Origin of the sequence: Haliovirga abyssi (assembly GCF_030295325.1) — a bacterium.
Classification (GTDB): Bacteria; Fusobacteriota; Fusobacteriia; order Fusobacteriales; family Haliovirgaceae; genus Haliovirga; species Haliovirga abyssi.
On the sequence record NZ_AP027059.1, the window covers coordinates 52979 to 78556 of the forward strand.

The following is a 25578-nucleotide window of genomic DNA, read 5'->3' on the forward strand; positions in this document are numbered from 1 at the left end:
AATGGAAAAGAATAAAAAAGATTATAAAATATTTACGATAAGGGATTATGAGTGGAGGAGAAGAGAAGATAAAAGAGAAGATAAAAGAATCAACGCAGAGACGCTGAGAGAGCAGAGGGCCGCAGAGGAGGAATTTTGTAGGAGTGGAACTTGTGTGTTCTTGTGGGGGAATTTTACTATAATAAGGGGGCTAAATAATGAAAAAGAAGATGTTTATAGCAGCACTTATTTTAAGTGCTAATTTATACTCAGCAGAAATGAGTAACTATTCATTTGATGGAAATAAGTTAAACATAGGTAATAAACAAATAATAACTCAAACTGTAAAAAAAGATGGAGATAGTTATATTTTAAATGGAGAATTTTCATTTCAAGGGTTGGTAATTGGATTTGAAAATGGAGTTTTGACAGATAAAGGGTTGGATATATCGCTAAATAAAGAGGTTGTGTATAAAAATTATAAATTAAATATAAAAAATATTTTAATAAGTGATAAAACTATTGTAAATATGTCTGTGAATGTTGGAGATAGAGAAATTTTAGTTGAAACAGATGAGAAATTTTCATATTTTAAATTTGAAAATAGTGTGATAAATTTAGATGGATTTGAGATAGCATTAGAAAATATGAAGCTTTCAAAAGAGGGATTAATATTAAAAGGAGAGATTTTTCTGCCTCAATTAGGAGAGGGAGCAAAAACTAATATCTCGTTAAATGTAAATAGTGATGAAACATATAATGGGGAGATTGGGAATTTCAAATTTAGTTATAATGGGGAAAATTATGAAATTTTAAATTCTGATTTTAGTTCAAATGGATTAAGTTTAAATTCCATATCTAAAGATAAAGTTGTAAATTTTTTAATAGCAACATCAGGAGTTAAAATAGTAGATATAAATAGTTATAATGGGGTTTTTAATTATAATAATTTTAAAATTGCATATAAAAAAGATAATGGCAAGATGTATGGAATTTTAAAAGTTGGAGAAAATTATATAAAATTATTGAATATTGAAACATCAGGAGATAAAATTACAAAAATTGGTGGATTTGATATATCTAAATTTAAAATTGGAGATGTTGTTTTAAATATAAAAAGCCTTGAAATAACAGAAGCTGGATTAAAATTAGATGGCGAAGTTAATGGAATAGAAACAGAGATTATTGTAGATAATAGTGGAAATTTAGTAAGTTATACATTTTCTAAAAAGAGTTATGATATAGAGTATAATGGAGTGAAATTAAATTTAACTAATTTGAAATTCAGAAATAGTGGAATAGATTCAAATTTTAATGTTAAATTGGGAGATAATAGTTTAAATGGTGAAATTAATATAACGGAGTCTGATATTAATATAACAAAATTAAATAGTAGTAAAATAGAGTTAAATGGAGTAGATTTCAGAATAAAAAATATGGATATATCCAAAAATGGAGTTGTATTAAATTTAGATGGAAATTTAGCTTCTAAATTAGGTGGAGGAAAAATTGTTGTAGATAATTTAGTTATAGGTAATAATGGTGAGATTACAGCAAATGATATTAAAGTTGAAAATTTATCAATTAATGGAAAAGAGATAAATTTAATTTCAGCTAAAATTGATAAAGAGGCTATATATTTAAAAGGATACAGTTTTAACAGTGTGATTAATCTGAAAATCAGTAGAGAAAGTGTTGGAGTAGATGAAGTTGGAATTGATACAAAATATGAGGTTGGAGGATATATATTAAAAGCAACCTCTAAATATGTGAAAGATGATAAAGTTATTGTAAATGGACTGTTGTATTTGCCAGATAATCTTGGAGTAGTTGAACTAAAAAATGTAGAATTTGACCTTAATGGGAAACTATTATCTAATGTGGATTTATCTTTGAATGAGATAGAGTTAGATGGATATAGAGTAAATATAGCTGGTTCATATTTAGATAAAGACGGAGTTCATCTATCAGGGTTATTGAAATTAAAAGATGGAGGAATGTTAAATTTAAGTGAGCTTTCTATAAATAGCGACGGCGATTATATTGGAAAAGTTTCAGCACAAAATATATCTATAAATGGATTTGAAATAACTGGAAATGGAATAATTGAAAATGGAAATATTTCATTAGCTGGAATTGGTAAATATGGAGAATTGACATTTAATTTAAATAGATTAGATTATAAAAATGGAAAATTGGAAAATTTAGATATTCAAGTTAGGAATTATAGTTTTGCTGGACAAAATTTGGATATATTATCAGCAAATTTTAATAAAAATGGATTAGAGATAAAAGGTGTTGTTAGACTTTCAGATGAATTTAGCGGAAATAAAATAGATGTAAGCGGTATTTTTGATAAAAATGGAAATTTGAAAATAGATTATCAAAGATTAGAGGATAAAACTTTAACTTATAATGGTAAAAGTTATGAAAATGTAGAAGTTGTTGTTAAAGATAACAGTATAATTTTAACAGGTGAAGTTCAAGGATTAGGATTTAAAAATTTAATAATTACAAAAAATGGAGTATCTGTTGAAACTGTTAGTTATAAAGGAAAAATGAATATAAAAGGATATTCTATATATGTGAATTCGCTTTATAATAATTTTGATGGAAGCAAAAGTTTAGATGGATATTTAATATTGCCAAATGGAGTAAGAGCAGAAATAAATAGTTTGAAATTAGATAATGAAAATAATATTATTGGAGAAGCTAGAGTTGAGTTGTCTAAAATTAATCTAAATGGATATACAGTTGAAGTTGAAAATTGTATATTTAGTAATAATGGATTGAAGATAGCTGGAACAATAGATAATAGATTTCATGCTAATTTATCTATAGATTATTCTGGAAAAGTAGAAGGAGATTTGAAATTAGATTCTGTTAGTATAAATGGATGGAGTTTTGAGAATTTATCAGGTAGTTATAATAATGGAGAGATGATTTTAAATGGTTCATTAAATTATTTTGGAACAATTTTAAAAGTTGAAAATGTGATACTGTCGAAAGATTTAGTTTCTGGAAAATTGATATTAAACAAATTAAATCTGTATGGATTAAATATAGATGTGATAAATGCTAAATTAGAAAATGGAGTTGTAGATATTAATGGAAAAGCAAATTATAATGGAGCAGAGATATTATTAAATCTTGAAGCAGATTCTAATGGAGCTGTAAAAGGAAATGGTTCTGTAAAAGATTTAGAGTATAAAGGGTATAAGGTAAATGTATATGATTTATCAGCTACAAATGATAACTTATTAATAAAAGGAGAGATAGAAACAGAAACAGGGAAAACAGGAATTAATATGGAATTTAGTTCAAATGGAGTAAAAATAAAAGAGATAAGCTATGCTACTAAAGGTATAATTGAGTTGTCAAATGGATATTCTATAGAGGTTGAAGAGGCAAAAGTTATTGATGGGAAAAACAGTTCTATAAAAGGAAGAGTTTTGATAGATGGAGTAGGAGAAATTGAAGTAGAAAATTTAATAATAGATTTATCAAATAGAATTGTGAAAGAGGGAATAATAAAAGATACAAATTTGAATATTGGAAATGGAGTATTAAAACTTGCTGGAATAAAATTTGATAACAATGGAGTTGAGATTGGAAGTGCAAATTATATATTAAATGGAGCAAGTTATAGACTATCTGATTTTAAAGTTGATAGAGAAAGCGGAATAAGTGGAACTATATCTGGAGAGAATATATTATTTGGCGGATATACATTAAAAGAGTTTAATGGAAAATTGACAAATGAGAAAATAGTATTAAATGGGACATTTAAAGGAATAACAATAAAAGAGTTGGAATATAATTTTAAATTGAAAAAATTTGCATTTAAATCACTTAATATATTAACAGAAATAGAGTATGAAGGATTTAAATTGCATAGCGTAACATTATCATTTGTAAATAATAAGTTAAATATAAAAGGTGATTTGGAATTGCCAGAAAGTTTAACTGTTGCATCATCAATGTTAAAAAGAGGAGTTACAAGAGGAATAACTACTAATAAAAATAAATTTAGCTTAAATATAGTTGTAGATAATGACAATAGTTATAGAATAGAATTAAAAAATATACCTAACTTAAAATATAAAGGTGGAGTATTTGAAGTTACAGAGAGTTATATAGATAAAGATGGAATAACACTTACAGGAAAATATAATAAAAATGGAAATGAATTAAAAGTTGCTAAATTAAAAATATTTAAAGATGGAACTATAAAATTTGAGAATATCCAATATAGTGGAGAAAAAACTATAAATGGATATACATTAAAAATAAAAGATTCAACTGTTGATTCAAATGGAAATATTTTAATAAATGGAGCAGTTGTAATAGATGGTGTAGGAGAAATAGAGATACAAAATTTAACAATTACACCTTCAAATGAGATTTTAGTTGCAGGGAAAATTGTAGCAGAAAATTTAAAGATAGGCGGATATAATCTTGCTGTAAAATCAGGTGAATTTGGAAAAGATGGATTAACAATAATAAGTGGAGAATTATCAAATGGTAATATGTCAGCCGAGATAGAGAGATTGACAATTAATAGAGATGGAGATTATAGTGGAGTTGTATTAATAGAAAATTTAGTATATAAAGGTTACAAACTGTCTCAATTTAAGGGAGAATTTAAAAATGGAATAATTATAGCAAGTGGAGTAAAAATAGAAGCTGGTAAAGCAGAAATTGCTATAAATAATCTAAAAATAGAAAATGGAACTGTAACTATTGATAAATTTAGAGTTGGATATTATAAGCTGGCTAATTTGGATATGAAAGTTGACAATATAAAATTTGTAAATGGAAAAATTCAATTTAGTGGAGAAGCAGATACAACAAATGGAGTATTACTGTTTAGTAATATATCAATCTCAAAATCAGGAGATTATTCTGGGAAAATTGAGATTAAAGATTTTAGTTATAGAAATATGAAATTAGAATCTATTAAAGCAAGTATAACAAAAGATGGAGTAATCTTAAATGGAATATTAAATAGTGGAAATATACAATATGAAATTGCAAAATTAAAAGTAAGTAAAAGCGGAGTTGAATTATTAGATAGTATAGCAATAAAAGGCGATACTGTAATAGGAGGATTTCCTATAAAAGTTGAGAAAATTGCATATAATAAAGATGGATTAAAAGTTATAAATGGAGAGTTGAAACTTCCTAATGGAATGGGAGCTGTAAAAATAGTAAACTTAAAAGTTAATCCAAAAACAGATAAAATAGTTGATGAATTAGAGATAAATGCTAATTTAATTAATTTAGGTGGATATTCAGTAAATTTAAAAAGTGTAAAATTAACTGATAAGGGAGTAGTAGCAACTGGAGATTTTGCATATAAAGGAAATAAAGTATATGTCAAAAATCTATTAATAACAGGAGATGGAAAAGTAACTGGAGATATTGGTGCATTAGATATATCAGCTGGAGCATTGACAATTAGAAGTGCAAATACAAAAATAACAGAAGATGGATTTAAAATAGATGGAAATGTTGAATTTGCTGGAGTTGTAGATGGTAAAATTTCAGTTAAAAATTTAGTTATAACTAAAAAAGGAGATATATCTGTTGAGAGTATAAATTCAGATAGATTAGAGGTAAAAGGCGTTATAGTAGAAAATGCTAATTTAAGTTTTGATAAAACTGGATTAAATATATCTGGAAATCTAAAAATTGGCGATGGATATGCTAAAATAGAGAGATTAACAATAACAAAAGATGGAGATATAGCAGGAGAATTAGCATTAAACAGTATAAATTATAAAGGTAAAACTTTAGAGGTAGCAAGAGCAATATTTACAAATAGTGGAGTTGAGATTTGGGGAACATATAGAGATGGAGGAAGAGTAGTAGATGTAGAAAAATTAACTGTAAATAAATCTGGAATAACAGATGGAATAGTTGATTATAAAGATATTATAAATATTAATGGATATAGTGTGTTGGTAAAAGATTCTAAATATAATTTTGCTAATAATAGTTTTGAGGTAGCAGGAGATATTATTTTACCTGAAATAGGAAAAGTTGAAATTTCTAACTTAAATATATCATTTGATGGTAGTAAAATAATAGGAGAAGCAGAGATTAATGCTAAAGAGTTGAAATTAGATGGTTATACAGTTGAAATTTCAAAAGCAAAATTAAATAACAGTGGATTTATATTGGAAAAAGGAGAAGTCCTATTTAAAAATGGGGTAATTGGAACAATTAATGATTTAGAGATTTATGAAAATGGAGATTTTAATGGAGATGTGGCTATTTCAAATATTCTTTTAAATGGAGTAGAGATAAAAACAGTTGAAGCGTTTATCTCAAATAGAGAAGGAATAGTTTTAAATGGAGAGGCTAAATTGCCAAAAGAGTTTGGGAATGGGAAAATAGAGGTTGTAAATGTAAAATTAAATAGAGAAGGAATATTAGAAAAAGGAAAAGTTATAGCAAATTCAATAGCATATAAAGGATTTGCATTGGAGAATTTTAATTTAGAATTTGGATATGGAAACTTATATCTATCTGGTGCTGTTAATAGTAAATATGGAAAATTTGCAATAGAAGATTTAGCAATAGGAAAAACAGTAGCAACAGAAGTAAATTTATCCGCCACTAATATAGGAATAGATGGATTAAAAATGGATATTGTAAAAGCTAAATTAACAGATGATGGAATCCAAATAACTGCTAAAAATAGTTTTATAGAGATAAAAGATATGATAATAACAAAAGATGGATTAAAATTAGTTAATGCAAAAGTGACAAATATAGAGGTAGCAGATATATTTAAACTTGAAAATGCAGAAGTGAGTTATGATTCTGTAAAAGGGTTGACTTTATGGAGCAATATATCAATAAATAGTAAATATGGAGCTATAAAAAGTCAAATTGAAAATGTAAAAATAACAGAAAATGGACTTGAAAGCTTTAATTTAGAAACAGAAGCAGATTTAGATATTAATGGAACTAAATTAACAATAGAAAAAATAAAATTAGATAAAAACAGAATTATAGCATATAATTCTACATTAGAGGGTAAAATATTTAATGGTGGAAAAACTACATTAAAAGAGTTGAGAATAGATAAAGATGGAAATATATACAGCAAAATAGCAGATAGTTATTTGAATATAGAGGGTTATAAAGTTTTTGTTGATTCTGTAGAGTTTACAAATAATTATCTAAAAGTGGAAAATGCAGGAGTTGAATTAGCAGACAACGCTGGAACAATTACTCTTAAAAATTTAGATGTGGACTTTAATGGTAAATTGTTGAAAAGGGCTGAATTTACAGTAGCTGAATTAAAATTAAAAGGAATGACTTTAAATAACGTTGATTTAGCATTTTCACAAGATGGATTAGAGATTACAAATGGAAAACTAATATTTGATAAATTAGGTGGAGAGTTCACAATTGATTCATTAAAAGTAGGTAAAGATAAAAGATTATCAGGAAAATTAAATCTAAATAGTATGAATTACAAAGGATTTAATTTAACAAATGCAACAGTAGAGTATGAAAATAACAGATTTGTAATGAGTGATGTAGAATTATCTACAAATACAACTAAGATAAAATTAAAAGAACTTTCATTTAATTTAAATGGAGAGGTTGAATTAACAGATAATATAGTTGAAGTTGCAGGAAATATAATAAAAGTATCGAATTTTGCAATTAATAGTGAAGGAATAGAGGGAACAGGTGAGATTGATTTAGATTCAAAAGTTGTAAATGGAAAAATTAAAATTGAGAATATGAAAATAGGTCACGATGGCAGAGTCTATGGAAAAGTTATAGTTTCAAATATGAAAGTAAATGATATGAATTTGAAATTGGCAAGCTCTGAATTTGTAGGCGATGGAATAGTTTTAAATGGAGAATTAATAAGTGCTGGAATGGCATATAAAGTTGTAAATTTAAAAATCAGTAAAGATGGAGTGCAGTTATTAGGAGCGGTATCTGTTAGTGGAGATAGTGTAATAGCTGGCTATCCTGTACAAGTTGAAAATGTAAGTTATGACAGCACAGGAAAAATCGCTATAATTAATGGAATATTAAAACTTCCTAATAATGTAGGTGTATTTAAGATTAATTCATTAAAATTAAATACAGAAACAGGAGAAATTGTAGAAGAGGCTGAAGTTTCAGGAAAAATAGCTACATTTAACGGATATAAAGTTGAATTAAGCAAATTGAGATTTGATAATAGTGGATTCTATATGAGCGGAGATATTCTATTCCCTTATGGAACTATTGCAAAAGCTGAAAATATAAAAGTTACACCAGAGGGAGAAATAAGCGGAAAAATATCAGCAGAAAATATTAAATTTAATGGATATGAAGTGAAATCAACTGCAATTGAAGTTAAAGATAGAGAGTTTATATTATCGGGAGATATGAAACTTCCTGGAAATGTAGATGGAACAATAAAACTTAAAGGGCTGCATATAGGATTTAATGGAAAAGTAAAAGTTGATAGTTTTGTAGCAACGGGATTAAAAGCATATGGCAGTGAAATTAATGTAACAAACGTATCATTTGATGATACAGGCTTAAAATTAGCAGGAGATATTAAATTGCCAGAAACAGTTGGTGGAGCAAAAGCTGAATTGAAAAATTTGCATATTTTGAGAGATGGAACATTTGTAGGAAATATAAGTGTAGGAAAAGTAAATTATAAAAATAGTTCAATAGAGATAGAAACAGCTAATTTCAGTAATGAGTATTTAATTTTATCAGGAAAATTGGCTAACAATAGTGCTGGAGAGTTGACAGTTAAGAGATTAATGGTCGCAAGAACTGGAAAAGTTTCATTTGATGAAATAAGTTATCAAGGAACAGTTAATGTTAGTGGATACCCTGTGTATATAACAAGCTCTGTATATAATCCATCTGAAGGAGCATATACAATTAATGGAGAATTAAACTTAAATGGTGGAATAGTAAAAATAAACAATTTACAAGTGGATACGTTGGGAGCAGATGCTAAAATAGTAAAAGCTGGAGAAATTGAGATTGGGAATATTAATATAGGACGAACATTAATAAAATCTACAAAAGCTGTATTGGATAAAGATGGTGTAAAATTAGATGCTAAATTTATTGTAGATGGAGTTGGGGAATTTGAAGGAAAAGATATATTAATAAAACCAGATGGAACGTATGAAGGAGAATTAACAGCAAAAGATATAAAAGTAAGAGGATATAAATTAGATGTAGTTTCAGTAAAATTAAACAATAATGGATTTGCAATTAATGGACAATTGACAATTCCAAAAGAGTATGGAGCAGGAGTTATAGCATTAAATAATTTACAATTAGATTATAATGGTGGATTTGAAGAGATTGCAGTAGCGTTAAATAATATAGAGGTTAGTGGATATAATTTAAAAAATGCAACATTCTATTTTAATAGAGATAATGGAATGGTAATAAATGCAACATTAAAAGTACCAAATAATGGATTGGTTTCAATAGAAAATATTGAATTAACATCAGATATGAAATTAAGAGGTGGAAAAGCAGCAGTAAAAGATATAAAAGTTGGTAGTAGTGTAATAAAAGTTGTATCAATAAACTTTGTAAAAGAGGGGATTGAGTTAGCAGGGGATTTTGAGAGAGAAAATAGTGATGGAACTAATTTAAAAATAGGTGTAGAAAAAGTACTTGTAGCTAAATCAGGAATAGATGTATCAGGAGCCTATATTAAAAATGCCAAATTGGGAGATTTCACTGTAAGTATTGATAAATTTGATTTTACAGATAAAGATGGAATGATATTAGATGGAACAATAGTATTACCTAAATCAGCAGGAAATGGAATTGTAATGGTAAAAGGGATAAGAATTGATGGAGCTAAAAACTTCTCTATTGATGAGATATCAGCAGGACACATTACAATAGGAAATTATGTAATAAAAAATGTGAAATTAACATTTATAAATAATGAATTGAATTTAGCAGGAGATGGATATGTAGAAACAGGTAATGGAACAGTTACATATGGAGTAGATAATATATTAATATCTAAATCAGATATTGCAATAGATAAACTTACAATACAAAATGTAGATATAGATGGGTACCATTTTGATGTAAATAATTTTTCATTTAAAGAGAATAAACTTTATTTGAGTATTAAAGGTGGATTGCCATATGGAGTAGTAATTGGAGTTAAAAACCTTATAATAGGAAAAGATAGTTTTGATTTAGATGGAATGAGTGTGGAGAATTTAAAAGTTGGAGATTGGAAAGTTGACGTAAAAGAGATAAGCTATATAAAAGGTAAATTCTTATTGGATTCAAGAATAAAATTACCAAAAACAGTTGGAGGAAACACGGCTAAATTAAAAATTGAGTTATCTAAAGAAAGTATGGCAGTAAATGCAGCAATTAATAAAATTACAGTTGGAGATTACAGTATAGCAATAAGAAATATTGGGTATAAAGATGGAGAATTTATATTAGCTGGAACAGTTAAAATACCTGGAAGTTACGGATATTTAACAGGAAATATAGACAATATGATAATCACAAAAGATGGATTTAGCAATGGAGTAGTAAGTATAGGAGCAGACTTAAATATCAAAGGGTTGAAACTGTACTTAAATCAAGCTAAATTAACAACAGATGGAGTAGTTATAGAGTATGCTAAATTTGCAGTTGCACATATATCTGATATAGAACTTGGAGCAGGAATAGGAGTAAAAAATCTTGTGATAAACTATAATGGAGATATAGATGGAGAATTAGTAGGAGCAAGTGTAAAAATAGGAGGATTTGCAGTAGGATTTGAGAACGCAAAATTAAAATCAACTGGTATATCTATAGTGAAAGCAGGAATAATGTTGCCATCGCCATTTAATACAGGTGTAAGTGTAAAAAACCTTATAATAAATGGAAATGGAATAACAATGCAGGGAGGAAAAGTTAGTTTACCAAATATAACAGTTGGTGGATATAATTTAAGCGGAATTTCAGCAGAGTTCGCATATACTCCAGTAGGATGGAGAGTAGTTGGAGATGGAGTCCTTGGAATACCTGGATATTTTGATGTAGAAGTAGGATTTATAGCAGAAAAAGATGGATTAAAACAATTATCAGCTAAGTCAAGTGCATTAATGATTCCATTAGGAAATACAGGATTTGAGATTTCAAATATGGGATTAGGAGTAGATTTGACAAAATATAGAGCAGTTGGAATAGTAAAAGTTTCAGCATATGGAACATTAGAACCAGTAGTAGATAAAGGGATAATAAAAACATTAGAAGGAGATTTAACACTTGATATTTCTACAAATGGAACAGCAAAAGGAACAAAACTAGAAGGTAGAGGAGATGTTACAATAGTAGGATTCCCAATGGCTGATGCAGGAGTTGCAATAGATTATTATGGAGTGTATGGAGATGGAGAATTAGACCCATTTGGATTAGGAGCATTATCAGTAAAAGGAGATTTTAAAGTATTATATACAGGGCAAGTATATATGAAAAATAGTGGAAATTTAACAATACTTGGTAGAAATTTTGTAAATACATCAATGGAATTAAAATATGATGATAGCTTTTATATGTTTGCAAAAGCAGGAATAGATGTGCCGTTAAAGGGAAAAGTTTTATGGAGTAGATTTGATTTTTCTACTAAATTTGATGGAAAATTTGGGGTATATCCAAGAACGGAGTATAAAGGTGGATATGCTAAAGGTGATGCTCATGGAACTCAATATATGAGATTGGGATTTATACATATGTCGCCTTCTATGAAGATGGATTTTTATGCAAATAGTAATAGGTTGGATTTTAATAGTAGGTTGGTTGATATAAGATGGAGTAGAGGACATTATCCGAGATTAAGTTTCTTTTAGGGAGAGATGGGACAGGACAGTTTAGGCTGTCCTGTTTTTTTGTGTGGGAAAAAAGGGGGGGAGTAATTGGAGATAATATTTTAATAGTGGCAGTATCAACAATTACAGAAGGTGTGTCAGAAGTTAAAGAGGGATATTTAAATATTTTAGTTCAAGACATAAAAGGATCTATTTAAGTCATAAAAGTGACTGTTCAGGTCGGGAAAATATCTATTGGGGACAAAAGTGAGGTTTGACAAAAGATTAATGGAGGAGTACAATAAATGATTAATAGAAATTAATCACACGAAATAGGTGACCCCACCGTCTGTTTTTGATTTTTGGGGGGAGATAGATTGAAAACAGCTCTCCTGTGGGTTGGCTGTAATATAATGATTTGATAGCAGAGAAAGATTACTGCTTAGATAAAAGCTTTGAAATAAATAATAATAATTTTAATTCAATTAGAAATATAAAACATAAAACAGCATTAATGCTCATATATTCATGTGGATTAAGAATTAGTGAAGCAGTAAATATAAAGACAGCGGATATAAACATTGACAGAGGATTAATAAATATAGTAAAATCTAAGGGAAATAAAGACAGAGTGGTAACTTTATCAAAACAATTTTTAATAAAACTAGAAGAGTATAAAAAGATATATAAACCAAAAAAATATTTATTTGAAGGAGGAAATGGGGTTGAAAAATATAGTACAAGGAGTATTCAATCAGTATTTAAAAAAGCATTAAAAGATGCAAATGTAAAAAGAAATTATACTGTACATAGTTTACGGCATAGTTATGCAACACATTTGTTAGAAAAAGGAACAGATTTACGCATTATACAAGAGCTATTAGGACATAAAAGTAGTAAAACTACAGAAATTTATACTCATGTAAGTAATAAATTGTTGGCGAAGGTGGTAGCACCATTTGATGATATTGAATTGTAAAATACGAAGTGATTTGCGTATATACAAACTATATGGATGGATATGCGAAGGTTTTATGCGTGTATAAACGAGTTAGGCGAAACTCAAGTCTAGGCTTAGTTTATGGATAATTATTTGTTAGAAATTAATATTTAAAAAATAAGAGGAGAGTGAATTAAATGAATCAAGATTTAAAAAGTATTATGCTTTCTTATATTGCAGGACTTTTGACTTCTGGAACGGTTGCATTTATATCAAGAAAATGTAATTCTTTTGAAGAGTGCATTATGGCTTTAAAAATATTAGTAAAAGCAAGAAAAGAAGTCAGACTTAGTGTTTCATACTTATTTAGGATAGAAATTGAAAACAAGTATTTATTGATAAAAGGGAATAGAATTGAACAGTTTCAACCTGTTGGAGGGGTGTATAAAGCCTACAGAAGTGCCGAAGGTTTGTTTAAAAAAATTGAAGTAAAAAAAGATAACGGAATAGATATAGATGGAGCTAGTGAAAATGATTTAAGAATAAAAGTAAAGAGTAAAAATGTATTAAGTTTTATAAGGTGGTTTAAAGAAAGAAAAAATAGAGAAATTAATGTAAATAGAGAATTTTATGAGGAACTTGTAGTATCTAATTTTATTGATAAAAGTGTTCTTGAGACTTTTAGCCCTGAATACTTAAAAACAGTATACACTGATTTAAAATATTCGACACATTTTAAATGTTATGAGATTTTAATTTATGATATATTTGAAATTAAATTAGATAGTCAATATGAAGAAATGTTAAAAAACGAAATCAACACAAAAAGAGGAAATCTAATATTAGCTACAGATGATGAAATTGAAAGTGAAAACATAAAAATAGATGGCATATCTAAAAAAATTGGAGAACATAGTAAATATATAATCTGATAAAAGGAGGGAAAAGGTGTTTATAGAATATGAAGATATAAATGATTTCTTTAATGAAATATCAAATGATTTAGATATTCCAGATTCTTACTATGAAAAAGCAGACAAAAGTTATAAATCACTTGGAAGTTTTTTGTTAAGAGATGATTCGTTAATAAAAGAGTATGCTCCAGATGTATTTCTGCAAGGTTCATTTAAGTTAGGCACAATGATAAAACCTATTTCAGAAAATATTCATTATGACATAGACCTTGTTTGTAAGCTATCAAATATAAATAAAAATGAAATTACACAAGAAGATTTGAAGAAAAAAATAGGAAAAGAAGTTAAACAATATGTAAAAACAAAAAATATGATAAACGAAGCTATAGATGGAAAAAGATGTTGGACATTAAACTACCACGATGAAGCACAGTTTCATATGGATATTTTACCTTGTCTAAATAACAGAAGAACATTTGAGGAACTTTTAGAAAAATACAGTATGAATACTGATTACAAGGAAGAAGCTATTGCTATTACAGATAAAAACTCAATATATTATAAAGTTATAAGCGATGAATGGGAAACCAGTAATCCTAAAGGGTATTATAGATGGTTTATGAAAAAAATGAACTTTGAAGATAAAAAAAGGAAATTTGCGGAACAATTAATGGAAAGTGTAGAAAACATTCCAGACTATAAAGTAAAGACACCTCTACAAAAGGCAGCTCAAGTATTAAAAAGACATAGAGATTATAGTTTTAAAGGAAAAAAAGATAAGCCTTCATCAGTTGTAATAACAACGTTATTAGGATTGACATATAATGGTTCGGAAAACATACTTGACATTATAAGTAATATGATTGAAAATATACATTTATTTTTAATAGAAAAAGATGGAAGGTATTATCTAACTAATCCTGTTAATCCATTAGAGAATTTTACAGATAAATGGAATACAAACAAGAAAAGAGCTTTTTTTAGATGGATAAATACGGTTAGTGAAGATTTGCTTTTTTACAATAAAAAAATTAATTATTATGGTGATAATGTTATTGATAAAATGAAAGAAATATATAATATAAAGAAAAGCAAATATATAAAAGGTAGTAGTGAGTTGATAAAAAAAGAAAAGCATATAAAAAGAACAAAGTGGAATATGCTTAACAAAACAGAAGTTGATATAATAGCTTATAAAAAAGAGTCAAAAGATATTATTTCGAAGAGGTTTAAGAGTGGAGAAATTGTAAAAAAAAGTTCAGATTTAAAGTTTAAGGCAAATGCTAAAAATATAAAAGATTATGAAATGTTTTGGCGAGTAACAAATACTGGTTATGATGCAGAAATTGAGAACAACTTAAGAGGGGATTTTTATGAAAGTGAAATTATAGAAGGAGATAAAGTAAGAGAAGAAAAGGCAAAATATTTTGGAAGTCATTTTATAGAATGTTTTTTGATAAAAGATAATGATTGCTATGGAAAAAGTGATGTATTTGTTGTTAATATACTTTAGGTTAAATTTTTAGTGAGCGTTAACCTGTCGACTTGAGATTCGCCTAACCTCGAGGTACACGACATACGAATCGGCAAGCCCTAGCGGGACGTATCTAAGCTCGCTGGCTACGCAAAATGGGGAAAAGATATTGGGTACAGCTCTCTACGATACTCTAATGCCTCTCGCACGTCGTGTTACCTGAATACCGTTAGGCAAGATTGTTGAGCGCGGTCGCGCCCCCCAATCTTGCCTAACGCCGTGGCGGGCTTCCGCCCGTCAGTTAGCCACCGATTGTTCCGCTAACGCTCCACAACCGTCGCCTAACTGACGGGTAAACGAAATCAATTCGCCTAAGAAAACTAAAGTTTTCTAAGACTCATTGACTTTTCGCTTACCCGCCACGGCGTTGTATGTCCAGCAAAGCTGGGCATATCCAGTGGGTGAAAGTCCCACCAGAGTAAAAGTCAAAGCTCTGTAGCATGAATGGCAATGTGGTGGAAAACCTAAACATTGAAGTCCATTGACAAAGGAAGTTTTTTAATCATCATAATTCTATAAATACTTCTGAGGTAATTAAAAAACTTCTTAGGTATCTAAAGGATATCGAGCAAGTATACAGACCGTAACATCAGTGAACGCATATTAGCTTCGAAAGCGGGTTAATTTGGTGGTTGAGCTTTTAGCGCCTAAGCGAAAACAGAATGAATAAATGAAATTGACTGATACATTTATTTACACCAACGGAGTATTAGCGATGGTATGTATACAAGGATATACTTGGAACTGGAGAAGCCTTCCTTCTTCCTGTGAGAAATCACTTGAGCAATTAAATTCTATAACTGCAAACTAGAAAATGAATTGAAAAAGAAGATGGTGGCGGATGGGTTCGTAGTAGCAAAAATTATAAAGACAACATAACTTCATATAGCAAAGGGACTCTACTATTAATAAATTCTCTGACATATAGGAGGTAAGGGTGAAATGATAAAAACATCCATAAATTTACAAGAGTTGAGAAAGAGAATATATTTTAAATCTAAAGAGGAAAAAGCAAAAGAAGTAACCAAGCAAAAAGGTAAATATTATGAGCTAGATTATGCTAGATTTGCAGATGATTTAGTAGTAACAGTATCAAGTCATTCAAGTATGAGAAGGTTGTTAAGTAAGGTAATTGAAAGGTTGAAAGAAGAATTTGAGAAAATAGAGGTAACAATAAATAAAGAGAAGTCAAGAGTAGTAGATTTGAAAAAAGGTGGAGTAATAAACTTTTTAGGATTTACAATGAAAAGGCGAAGGAATAAAAGTGGGAAATGGGGAATACTGACAATACCACAATCAAAGAAGAGGAAAGGATTGTTAGAAAAGATAAAAGAATTAATAAGAAGACATAGAACACTAGGAATATTCCAAATACTGGTAAATGAACTAAATACAACATTAAGAGGTTGGGTAAATTATTTTTCAATAGGGAATTCATCAAAGTGTTTTTCATATGTAAGAAATTATGTGGAGAAGAAATTGAGAAGGTATCTAATGAAGCAACGAGGGAAAAAGGGATATGGCTGGAAAAAATGGAGTAATGATTGGCTGTATAATGAAATAGGGTTATTTGATAACTATAAAGTAAAATATATACCAGAGTGAAAGTTAAACCAGAATAAACTTATATGATTTGAAAAGAAGTTAATAGGAAAGCCGTATGCGGGAGAACCGCACGTACGGTTTGAGGTGGCGGGTTCTGAAAACATAGTTTGGCTGTGCGTCAGAGCTCGACCCTACATATGACATTTTGGACAATTGATTATAAGGAGTAAAAAGATGAATAAAAAATTACTTATTATCAAAATAACCCTTTGGTGGGGCATTGTAGCTGATTTATTTGAAACTATCAGAATGATTTTCCCACAACTCTTTATTAAAACTACAGGTGCGACTTTATCATTAAATGATGGAATTAGATTTACATTATTATATGGTGCTCCTGTAATGTTAGGTTGGATAATTATCTTGTTTTGGGCAAGTCGGAAACCAATTGATAGAAGAGGTGTGTTTTTATGCCTAATGCCTGTAATTATATCCTATTTTATTGTTGAAATAATGAGTGTAAATTTAGGAAGACTAAGTTTAAATCAAACTATTCCAACATTCATACTTCAATCTGTATTATTGAGTTTAACAATAATCAGCTATATTTTTGCTCGAGAGATGTCAAAAAAAAGATAAATAGTACAGTGAAAGTCCAAAACGTCATATAACAAGGAATATGAGATTACGCCTTCGGCTCCATCCAAATTGCCTTTGGTCGCAAGCTCCCGACGGAAACTTCTCATATTCCTGGAACGTTAGCTACAATTTCAAACTGAATATGGAGGAACAATGGAAAGAGATTTATTAATTAAAACGATTATTGAAAAAGCCAACAATTTGAACGATTCAGAAACTATTAAAAAATTCTATAATAATGAATTTAATGATTATTACAAAATTAATTATCAAACACTTAAATCAGAACCGAAAATATATTCTTTAATTACTATTTCTAAACTTAACAGAGGTGGAAGAAGTAGAAAAATAAAAAATATTTCAATTAATTTAGGAGATACTATTACTGCATTAGTCGGATTTATATCTGGTGGAATTGGTTCCACACTAGATAATCAATACGGCATATTTTTTAATATTTTCTCTGGTGTTTCTGTTTTATTAACTGCAATATCCACAATAAATAAAACTATTGATCTTAAAATAGGTGTTAAAGAAGGAATTACTATGTGGGTTTTACATTGCTTAAAATATAAACAATCTCCAGAAATAAAAGGTGATTTGACTGTCGATAATATCTTTTTAAACGTAAATATGTTACTAAAAAAATATGATATGAACGACCTAAAAATGGGTGATTTAGAACTCATTTTAGATAATTTGAAACTAATGAATTGTGTAGAAAAATCAAATAATAACTGGATTCCTTGTGAAATAGTTATACTAGAAACGCCTAAATAATATATAAGTGAGGTCTTAACATGAATTCCCTAGCAAAAAAACACTTTTTTGAAACATTTCCAAATAAGCATTTTCAAGAAGAATTTTCTAATGTTTATGCATATGGAATTAAAGAACAGATTAATTCAGGTAAATTAACAGAGGAAGATATGTATGTAGATACACTAGAAAATTTCTATTTAAGAGTAAAAAATAGAAGTTTAAACTATAGTAATGATTATCTAACGGATATTTTACTTGAGAAAATCTTTCACAACATTCCTCAAGAAATTTCTAAAGAAATCACTAATACTTTTGTTGGAGTTAGTGTATTCGATTCTTCGCTTAACGCATATGCTTATCAACAATTTGACGACAGTAGTTATTTAATTGTGTATACGACTAGCTTGATGAATAAAATTTCAATAGTCTTATGCATTATAACTTGCTATATCTGTGAAAGAAATTATCATTTCAATTTAAACACTTTAAAAGAGTTATTTCTAGAGCAATTAACTTCTGATTATAACGAAATGATTAATATTCAAGAAATTATCGACGACCTACTAAAAACTAGTTTAATTCATGTTAGAGAAGATTTTGACAGAATTTTTGGAAAATTACACGAATATTCAACTTGCTTTGTGTTAGGGCATGAAATAGGACATCATTTCTTTTTACATACTAAAAATATTGACTTAAAAGAGAATCTTAATATTTTATCAGAAAATATTAAAAATAACCACATTAATGAATTATATTGCGATAAATTCAGTGCTTTTATAACATTTGAGACTTTTGCTAAAGACCAAAAAAATTCTGCTTTGGAGATAATCGGAATCGTATCAGCACTCTTAGCATTAACTTTAGAAGAAAATTTTTACGAACATTCTACAACACATCCATCTTTTAAAAATCGATTTGATATGGTTTTTAATTATTTTAATGAGCGTTTTCCAGATTATAAACTAAAAGAACATATAAGTGACTTTTTTCTTTGTTGTGATTTGTTTTATGATAAAGATTTTTTAGATGATAGATGGTGGGAAAATTACTACAGCTAACACAACATCAACTGACATGAAAATCACACGTCAGTTAGGCTGAAATAACGTTATGTGCAAGACAAAGTCAAAATCTAGACATAGAATAATAATAAGGAGAAAAAATATGAAGAAAAAAGTAGATTTAAATATAAAAAGCATTTTTTACAAAGGAGAATTTTTGGTAATTAATGCAGAATTTATAAATAATGATAACATTATTGCCTTTAATTTTAAGGATATTTATATAAAAATAATAGGGAAAAATGGAGATGATGTTGTTACAACTATTATTAATGGAGAAAACTTAAATAAATTATTATTAAAAGCAAATGAGAAAAAAGATTGGATATTTGAAGTTGAAAACCCAAATTATACTGATATTAGTAAATATAAATGGGAAACTAATTTACAATTCCTTTTTAAGGAAAATACGTCAGAAACAGAAGAAATTGAAAATGAAAATAGTCAGACAATAACTAATATAGAGAAAGAAGGGGAAAGTTTAATGGAAGAGGGAAAAAGCACAATAAAAAGTAAATTTGAATATGATGTTGCGTTTTCATTTGCAGGAGAAGATAGAAAATATGTAGAAAAAGTTGCAGAACAACTAAAAGATAAAATAAATATATTTTATGATAAATTTGAAGAAATTGATTTGTGGGGGAAAAATTTATATACGCATCTTAATGAAATATATAGTAAAAAATCAAAATATGTTGTTATGTTTATTTCAGAGCATTACTCAAAAAAATTATGGACAAACCATGAGAGACAAAGTGCTCAAGAAAGAGCATTTAATGAGAATAAAGAATATATTTTACCTGCAAGATTTGATAATACAGAAATTCCTGGTGTCCTAAAAACAGTTGGCTATATAGACTTAAAAAAGATTGATGAAATTGAATTTTCTAATATAATTCTGAAAAAAATTAAAAAATACAAAGAAGAGGAAGTTCCTGAGAAAAATTCAAAAAAAAATGAGAAAAATATATCCTTAAATCAAAAAATATATAAATCAGATATTGAATTGTATAATAAAATTAAAGAAATCATAAAAAATAGTGTGGAATTTTCTAAAGATTGGGATTTCGGGTCACCGCACAGGGATAATAGTTTGAATGGATTGTTCCACATAGAATTACAATTTGAATCGCCAGATTTTGAATTTATTAATGAAAAACTTGAAATTATTAAAAAAGAATTATTTGAGTCTATAAAAAAATTTATCTTAAGTGTTTCTATTAATACTTTTCCAAAAGGAAATGGTTTTCAAGAGATTCCTTATGAATGGAGTTATGAACAACCAGAATTATTTGAGAAAACTAGAAATGAAATAAATTCTTTAGCTGATGAAATGTGGAAGAAATACTGTAATTTTGTAAAAATGGGAAGAATTTGTTTAGAGCTATAAAAAAAGAGTCCAGCACATAACATATGATAGACTATATCTTTTCGGTGGTTCGCAAGCTCACGAATCTCAAAGACATCGCCTAATCATAGAGACGTTATGTGTCATTAAAAAATTATTGGAGGAAATCACAGAATGAATATTTTAGTATTTGTTAAGGAAATATTACCGTATGGAGTTTTTGTATTTTTAGCAATTTGGTTTGGTGATCAAATTAAAATTCTTATTCCAAAAATATCGAAACTGATATTTAAAGATAATCAAGTTGTTTTTGATCAAGCAAAAAAATCCGAACAAGATGTTATAAATAGGTATATTTGTAAAAAGTGTTCAAATCTTGTAAAAATGGGTAGCCTATGTGCTAAATGTGGAGAAAAAATAGGCGAAGAAAATACAATAGATTTATTAGTTTACACAAAAGCAATTCATGCAATTGAAAAATGTGTTTGTCCTGTGTGTGGCAATGGAATTTTAGGAAAAACTACATATGTATGTCCAAATTGTGGGTTTGGATTTGAAGCAAAAGGAAAAAAATCATCTACATTTCAAGTATTAAAAAGAGAAATTGGAGTACTTGCAACAATATATTTACTATTAGGGGCTTTTATATTTCCTGCGATAATTTATATTTTAGTAGAAAAATATTTATATATAGATTTAACTAAAAATACATTTGGAGTTATAATTTATTTTGTTGGAGCAATTATTCCGGTATTATTGATAGCTATAAATTTGAATAAAGATGAAAGAAGAGAAAGAGGACTTTATAGAATTGTTAAAAAATATAAAAAAATTGAAAGTGATGCAAACTGAATAATAGTTTTATTTTAAAGAAAATAAACGACACATAACAGCGTATAAATGCAATCCTTTCGCCGTGTGTGCTATCGCACATATTCTGCACGATCGGCAGTTCGCAAGCTCATGCAAGTAAGCGTAAATATTGGGTATGCCTCTCTTTGCCATATCGGGAAGACGGCTCAAGGACTGCACTTATACGCGAGACGTTATACAACAGTGCGACCAGCCCTTGAAATAAAAGGGATAAGCTACATTTTAGGCTGTCTAAGTCGCTTTAAATAAATATAGACCTTTGGACTACCCTATCCATTTGGGGTAACTCTACCTCAATGTCATCAAGCTAAGGATTTTATAAAAACTCTACTCCTCCCTTGTTGTAGGTTTCTCTTATCTAAGAGAAACCTATAGCGTGGATATTTGGCTTTTTTAATGCTTTTTTCTCAATATTCTGCACTTTAGTTTTCTCTTAGCCAAGAGAAAACGCTAAGAAGGAAGGAGTTGGTCTTTTGATTTGCATTAATTCCCCTTAGCTTGATGACATTGAACTCTACCTACAGGTGCGTGACTGGTAACGGTTGGGTGCTAAGCTGTAGGGACAATATGAATAATCTGTTAGCCTATAGGCGGAGGTTTTGTTAGAGTAAATATATTTCTATGGTTAACATATGTGAACTAATGCAAGCTTCGTTAAACGTGGGCAGTGAAATAAGGCTGATACACTGTGACCAAAAGGTGTAAGATGTGGTTGATAGTCTTTTTCGTACCTATCAACAAATGGACTAATATCTTCGGAGTAAAGTTAGAACCTAAGGAAATATGAATTGGCTAAAATGTAGAACTGGGTAAGCCCTACAGTCTCTCATTTGAGTAGGTTTTCTGTGAAGAGAATACAATGATTGGAGAGTAAAGGAACAGTAGAGAAAGCGAATGACATTTTGTAATGAAATGTATAGAGGTTCGAAATTTGCCTCATTCTGAAAGGAAGCATGGTTATCTAAGGCAGGAAAGGATTGAAACTTTATAAATATAACAAGCCAAATAACTCAAAATCATAAGGAGTGGGCGACTATAGACAGACCAGAAGCAACTTTCAAATGGGAAATAATTGATTGAACAGAAGCCGGAAGAAAAGTTAGTAAACTTCAATCACGGATAGCTAAAGCAATTATTAAAGGTAAAAATGCTCTTGTAAAGAAATTACAATACTTACTTACAAAATCTTACTATGCAAAATTATTAGCAGTAAAGAAAGTAACATCAAATAAGGGAAAAAGAACATCAGGAGTAGATAAAGAAATATGGTCAACTCCAGCCCTTAAGTATATCAACGCCCAAAAATTAACTAACAAGAAATACAGGGCAAAACCTCTTAAAAGGATATTAATACCGAAATCCAACGGAAAAACAAGACCTTTGGGAATACCAACTATGTTTGATAGAGCAATGCAAGCATTATATTCATTAGCATTAGACCCGATATCAGAAAGCACAGCAGATAAAAACTCTTATGGATTTAGAAAATGTAGAAGTACAAACGACGCAGCAGATCACATTTTCAAATGTTTAGCAAAAAAGGACTCTGCTCAATGGATTTTAGAAGGTGACATAAAGGGGTGCTTCGACAATATAAATCATAAATGGATTATTGATAATATACCATTAAATAAGAAAATTTTAAAACAATTTCTTAAAGCAGGATTTATATACAAGAAAGATGTCTTTCCTACCAAAGAAGGAACACCTCAGGGTGGAATAATCTCCCCCATCTTAGCAAATATGACGTTGGATGGTATTGAAAAAATGATTAAACTAAAATATTGGACAAGCCCAAGTGGAAATTCGATTAACAGAAAATATAACAGCAAAAATCGAATAAACTTTATTCGATACGCTGATGACTTTGTTGTAACTTCAAGAAGCAAAGAAATACTTGAAGACATAAAATCAATGATAAAAGAATTTCGTGAAACTAGAGGCTTGGAGCAATCAGAAACGAAAACTTTAATAACTCATATTGATATTGGGTATGACTTTTTAGGTTTTAATTTCAGAAAATACAAAGGGAAATTATTAATTCAACCATCAAAGAAATCAATTAAGAATATTGTTAAGAAGATAAAATCCGTTGTTAAAAAGCATACTACTTCAAATCAAGATGAATTGATAAAATCATTAAATCCAATAATAAGAGGCTGGTGTAACTACCATAATAGTATCTGCTCAAAATTAACCTACCAAAAATTAGATAGACACATTTTCTTTTATCTGTGGAGATGGGCAAAACGAAGACATCAAGATAAGTCTAAGCAATGGATAAAAGATAAGTACTGGAAGACTATTAGTACTAGAGATTGGATATTTTCTGATGGAGAAAACAAGTTAATGTTTGCAACAGAAACAAAAATAATCAGACATTGTTTAATTAAAGGTAACGCAAATCCTTATCTAAGAGAATATGATGATTACTATTAAAAGAATTGCTGCGAAGATAAGAGCATATATTTAATTTATTATTGTTGCCAATTTGAAAGTTGGTTTTAGATAGCTTGAGCTGTATGACGTGAAAGTGTCACGTACAGTTCTGATGGGGGAAGGGCGAAGTAATTCGCCTGACCTACCAGACGAAGTTGTCTAGGTTTAATTTATAATGTAGTTTAAGTCATTCATAGTTTAAAAAAAGAAAAAAATATGTTAAAATGTAATAAGCTTTAAAATATGATTTGGAGGTTTATTTGTGATACCAAAATGTCAAATATTTACACCATTAGAATATGTAACAAAATTACTTGATATTGCTGAATATAAGGAGTTTTTATATGGTAAAAAAATATTAGAAAATTCTTGCGGAAATGGTAATATATTAGTTGAAATAGTAAAAAGGTATATAGCTGATTGTATTGAAAAAGGATTTTTGCTTGATGAAATAAAGAATGGGTTAGAAAATGATATTTATGCTTTTGAAATTGATTTAGCTCATTCAGAAGAGTGCAAGAGAAGGCTTAATGAAATTGTTAATTTTTATAACATATATGAAGTGAAATGGAATATAAATAATAATGATTATTTAAAAAATATAGATAATCAAAAATTTGATTTTATAATTGGAAATCCACCCTATATTATGTACAAAGAGTTAGATAATGAAACTAGAAAATTTTTAAAAGAAAAGTATAAAGTTTGTGAAAATGGAAAATTTGATTATTGTTATGCTTTCATTGAGAAAAGTATAAAAGATTTAAAAACTAATGGAAAAATGTCTTACTTGATACCTGGAAGTATTTTTAAAAATGTTTTTGGTAAGAATTTAAGAAATTTTTTATTACCCCATATTAATGAAATTTATGATTATTCAGAAAAAGCATTATTTACTAATGTTTTAACTTCATCAACGATATTAAATCTTGAAAAGGATAGCAATAATGATGAAATTATTTATCATAATATTATTATGGAGAATTCAAAAAAAATTCAAAAAATAAAATTAGGAGAAAAATGGATATTTCATAATATAAAATTTTCTTCTTCTAAAAAGAAATTTGGAGATTACTTTAAAGTTTCTAATAGTGTAGCAACTTTGTCGAATAAAGTCTTTATAATAGATAAATATGAGGAAGTTGATGAAAACTATATAAAAGTTGAGGAGTTTTTAATAGAAAAAACTTTATTAAAAAAAGCAGCAAGTCCAAAAGGGATGTCTAAAAATAAAAATGAATATATAATTTTTCCGTATTATTATACTAATGAAAATAAAATTAAAAGGTACTCAGAAGTTGATTTTGTAAAAAGATTTCCAGAAGCCAAAAAATATTTAATTAGTAGAATAGAAGAATTGGAAAAAAGAAAGTCTGATAAAAATTCTTCTTGGTTTGAATATGGAAGAAGTCAAGCTTTAAATCATTTAAATCAAGACATGTTAATATTATCATCAATAATAACAGGAAATGCTAAAATATATGATATTGATAAAGAATATATTCCATATTCAGGATTTTATATTACTAAGAAAGATAAATATGGACTTGAAGTTGCAAAAGAAAATCTTATGAGTAAAGAATTTTTAAACTATGTTAAAGGTATTGGTATTAGTGCTAGTGGAAATTCAAAAAGAATTACAGTAAAGGATATAGCAGAATTTCCATTATTTAAAATATAATTTACGGCTTTATTTTGGGGAGGTTA

General features: G+C 28.3%; 12 protein-coding genes and 1 pseudogene. All 13 read left to right on the forward strand.

The genetic code is table 11. The annotated features are described in order from the left end of the window. The first annotated feature begins 1 nt into the window (after position 1). Entirely contained in the window at positions 2-241 is a 240-nt protein-coding gene (locus RDY08_RS00190) for a hypothetical protein (RefSeq protein ID WP_307904427.1), read from the forward strand. Further along, positions 198-11855, forward strand: a complete 11658-nt coding sequence (locus tag RDY08_RS00195) for a translocation/assembly module TamB domain-containing protein (protein ID WP_307904428.1) — start codon at positions 198-200, stop codon at positions 11853-11855. The genes RDY08_RS00190 and RDY08_RS00195 overlap by 44 nt, the downstream gene beginning before the upstream one ends. 376 nt (positions 11856-12231) lie before the next feature. After that, positions 12232-12792, forward strand: coding sequence for a tyrosine-type recombinase/integrase (locus RDY08_RS00200; protein ID WP_307904429.1), 561 nt, complete (start codon positions 12232-12234; stop codon positions 12790-12792). A 158-nt stretch (positions 12793-12950) separates the two neighbouring features. Next, on the forward strand, positions 12951-13685 hold the full coding sequence (locus tag RDY08_RS00205; RefSeq protein WP_307904430.1) for an SMODS-associated NUDIX domain-containing protein: 735 nt from the start codon (positions 12951-12953) through the stop codon (positions 13683-13685). Positions 13686-13701: 16 nt separating this feature from the next. Then, on the forward strand, positions 13702-15180 hold the full coding sequence (locus RDY08_RS00210; RefSeq protein ID WP_307904431.1) for a nucleotidyltransferase: 1479 nt from the start codon (positions 13702-13704) through the stop codon (positions 15178-15180). 963 nt (positions 15181-16143) lie between these two features. Continuing rightward, positions 16144-16806: a group II intron maturase-specific domain-containing protein gene (locus RDY08_RS00215; protein WP_307904432.1), complete on the forward strand. Its 663-nt coding sequence runs from the start codon at positions 16144-16146 to the stop codon at positions 16804-16806. A gap of 174 nt (positions 16807-16980) precedes the next feature. Beyond that, complete coding sequence (locus RDY08_RS00220; RefSeq protein WP_307904433.1) at positions 16981-17385, forward strand: hypothetical protein; 405 nt, start codon at positions 16981-16983, stop codon at positions 17383-17385. A 153-nt stretch (positions 17386-17538) separates the two neighbouring features. Then, positions 17539-18165 carry a hypothetical protein gene (locus RDY08_RS00225; RefSeq protein ID WP_307904434.1) on the forward strand — a complete coding sequence of 209 codons (627 nt, stop codon included), beginning with the start codon at positions 17539-17541 and terminating at the stop codon, positions 18163-18165. 20 nt (positions 18166-18185) lie between these two features. Next, positions 18186-19208, forward strand: coding sequence for a phage exclusion protein Lit family protein (locus RDY08_RS00230; RefSeq protein WP_307904435.1), 1023 nt, complete (start codon positions 18186-18188; stop codon positions 19206-19208). A 106-nt stretch (positions 19209-19314) separates the two neighbouring features. After that, complete coding sequence (locus RDY08_RS00235; RefSeq protein ID WP_307904436.1) at positions 19315-20601, forward strand: toll/interleukin-1 receptor domain-containing protein; 1287 nt, start codon at positions 19315-19317, stop codon at positions 20599-20601. A gap of 132 nt (positions 20602-20733) precedes the next feature. Next, positions 20734-21411 (forward strand): hypothetical protein, encoded by a 678-nt coding sequence (locus RDY08_RS00240; RefSeq protein ID WP_307904437.1) that lies wholly within the window; start codon positions 20734-20736, stop codon positions 21409-21411. Positions 21412-22530: 1119 nt separating this feature from the next. Beyond that, positions 22531-23871, forward strand: a pseudogene (ltrA, locus tag RDY08_RS00245) (group II intron reverse transcriptase/maturase); the annotation flags it as partial. A gap of 262 nt (positions 23872-24133) precedes the next feature. After that, complete coding sequence (locus tag RDY08_RS00250; protein WP_307904438.1) at positions 24134-25552, forward strand: Eco57I restriction-modification methylase domain-containing protein; 1419 nt, start codon at positions 24134-24136, stop codon at positions 25550-25552. The last annotated feature ends 26 nt before the right edge of the window (positions 25553-25578 follow it).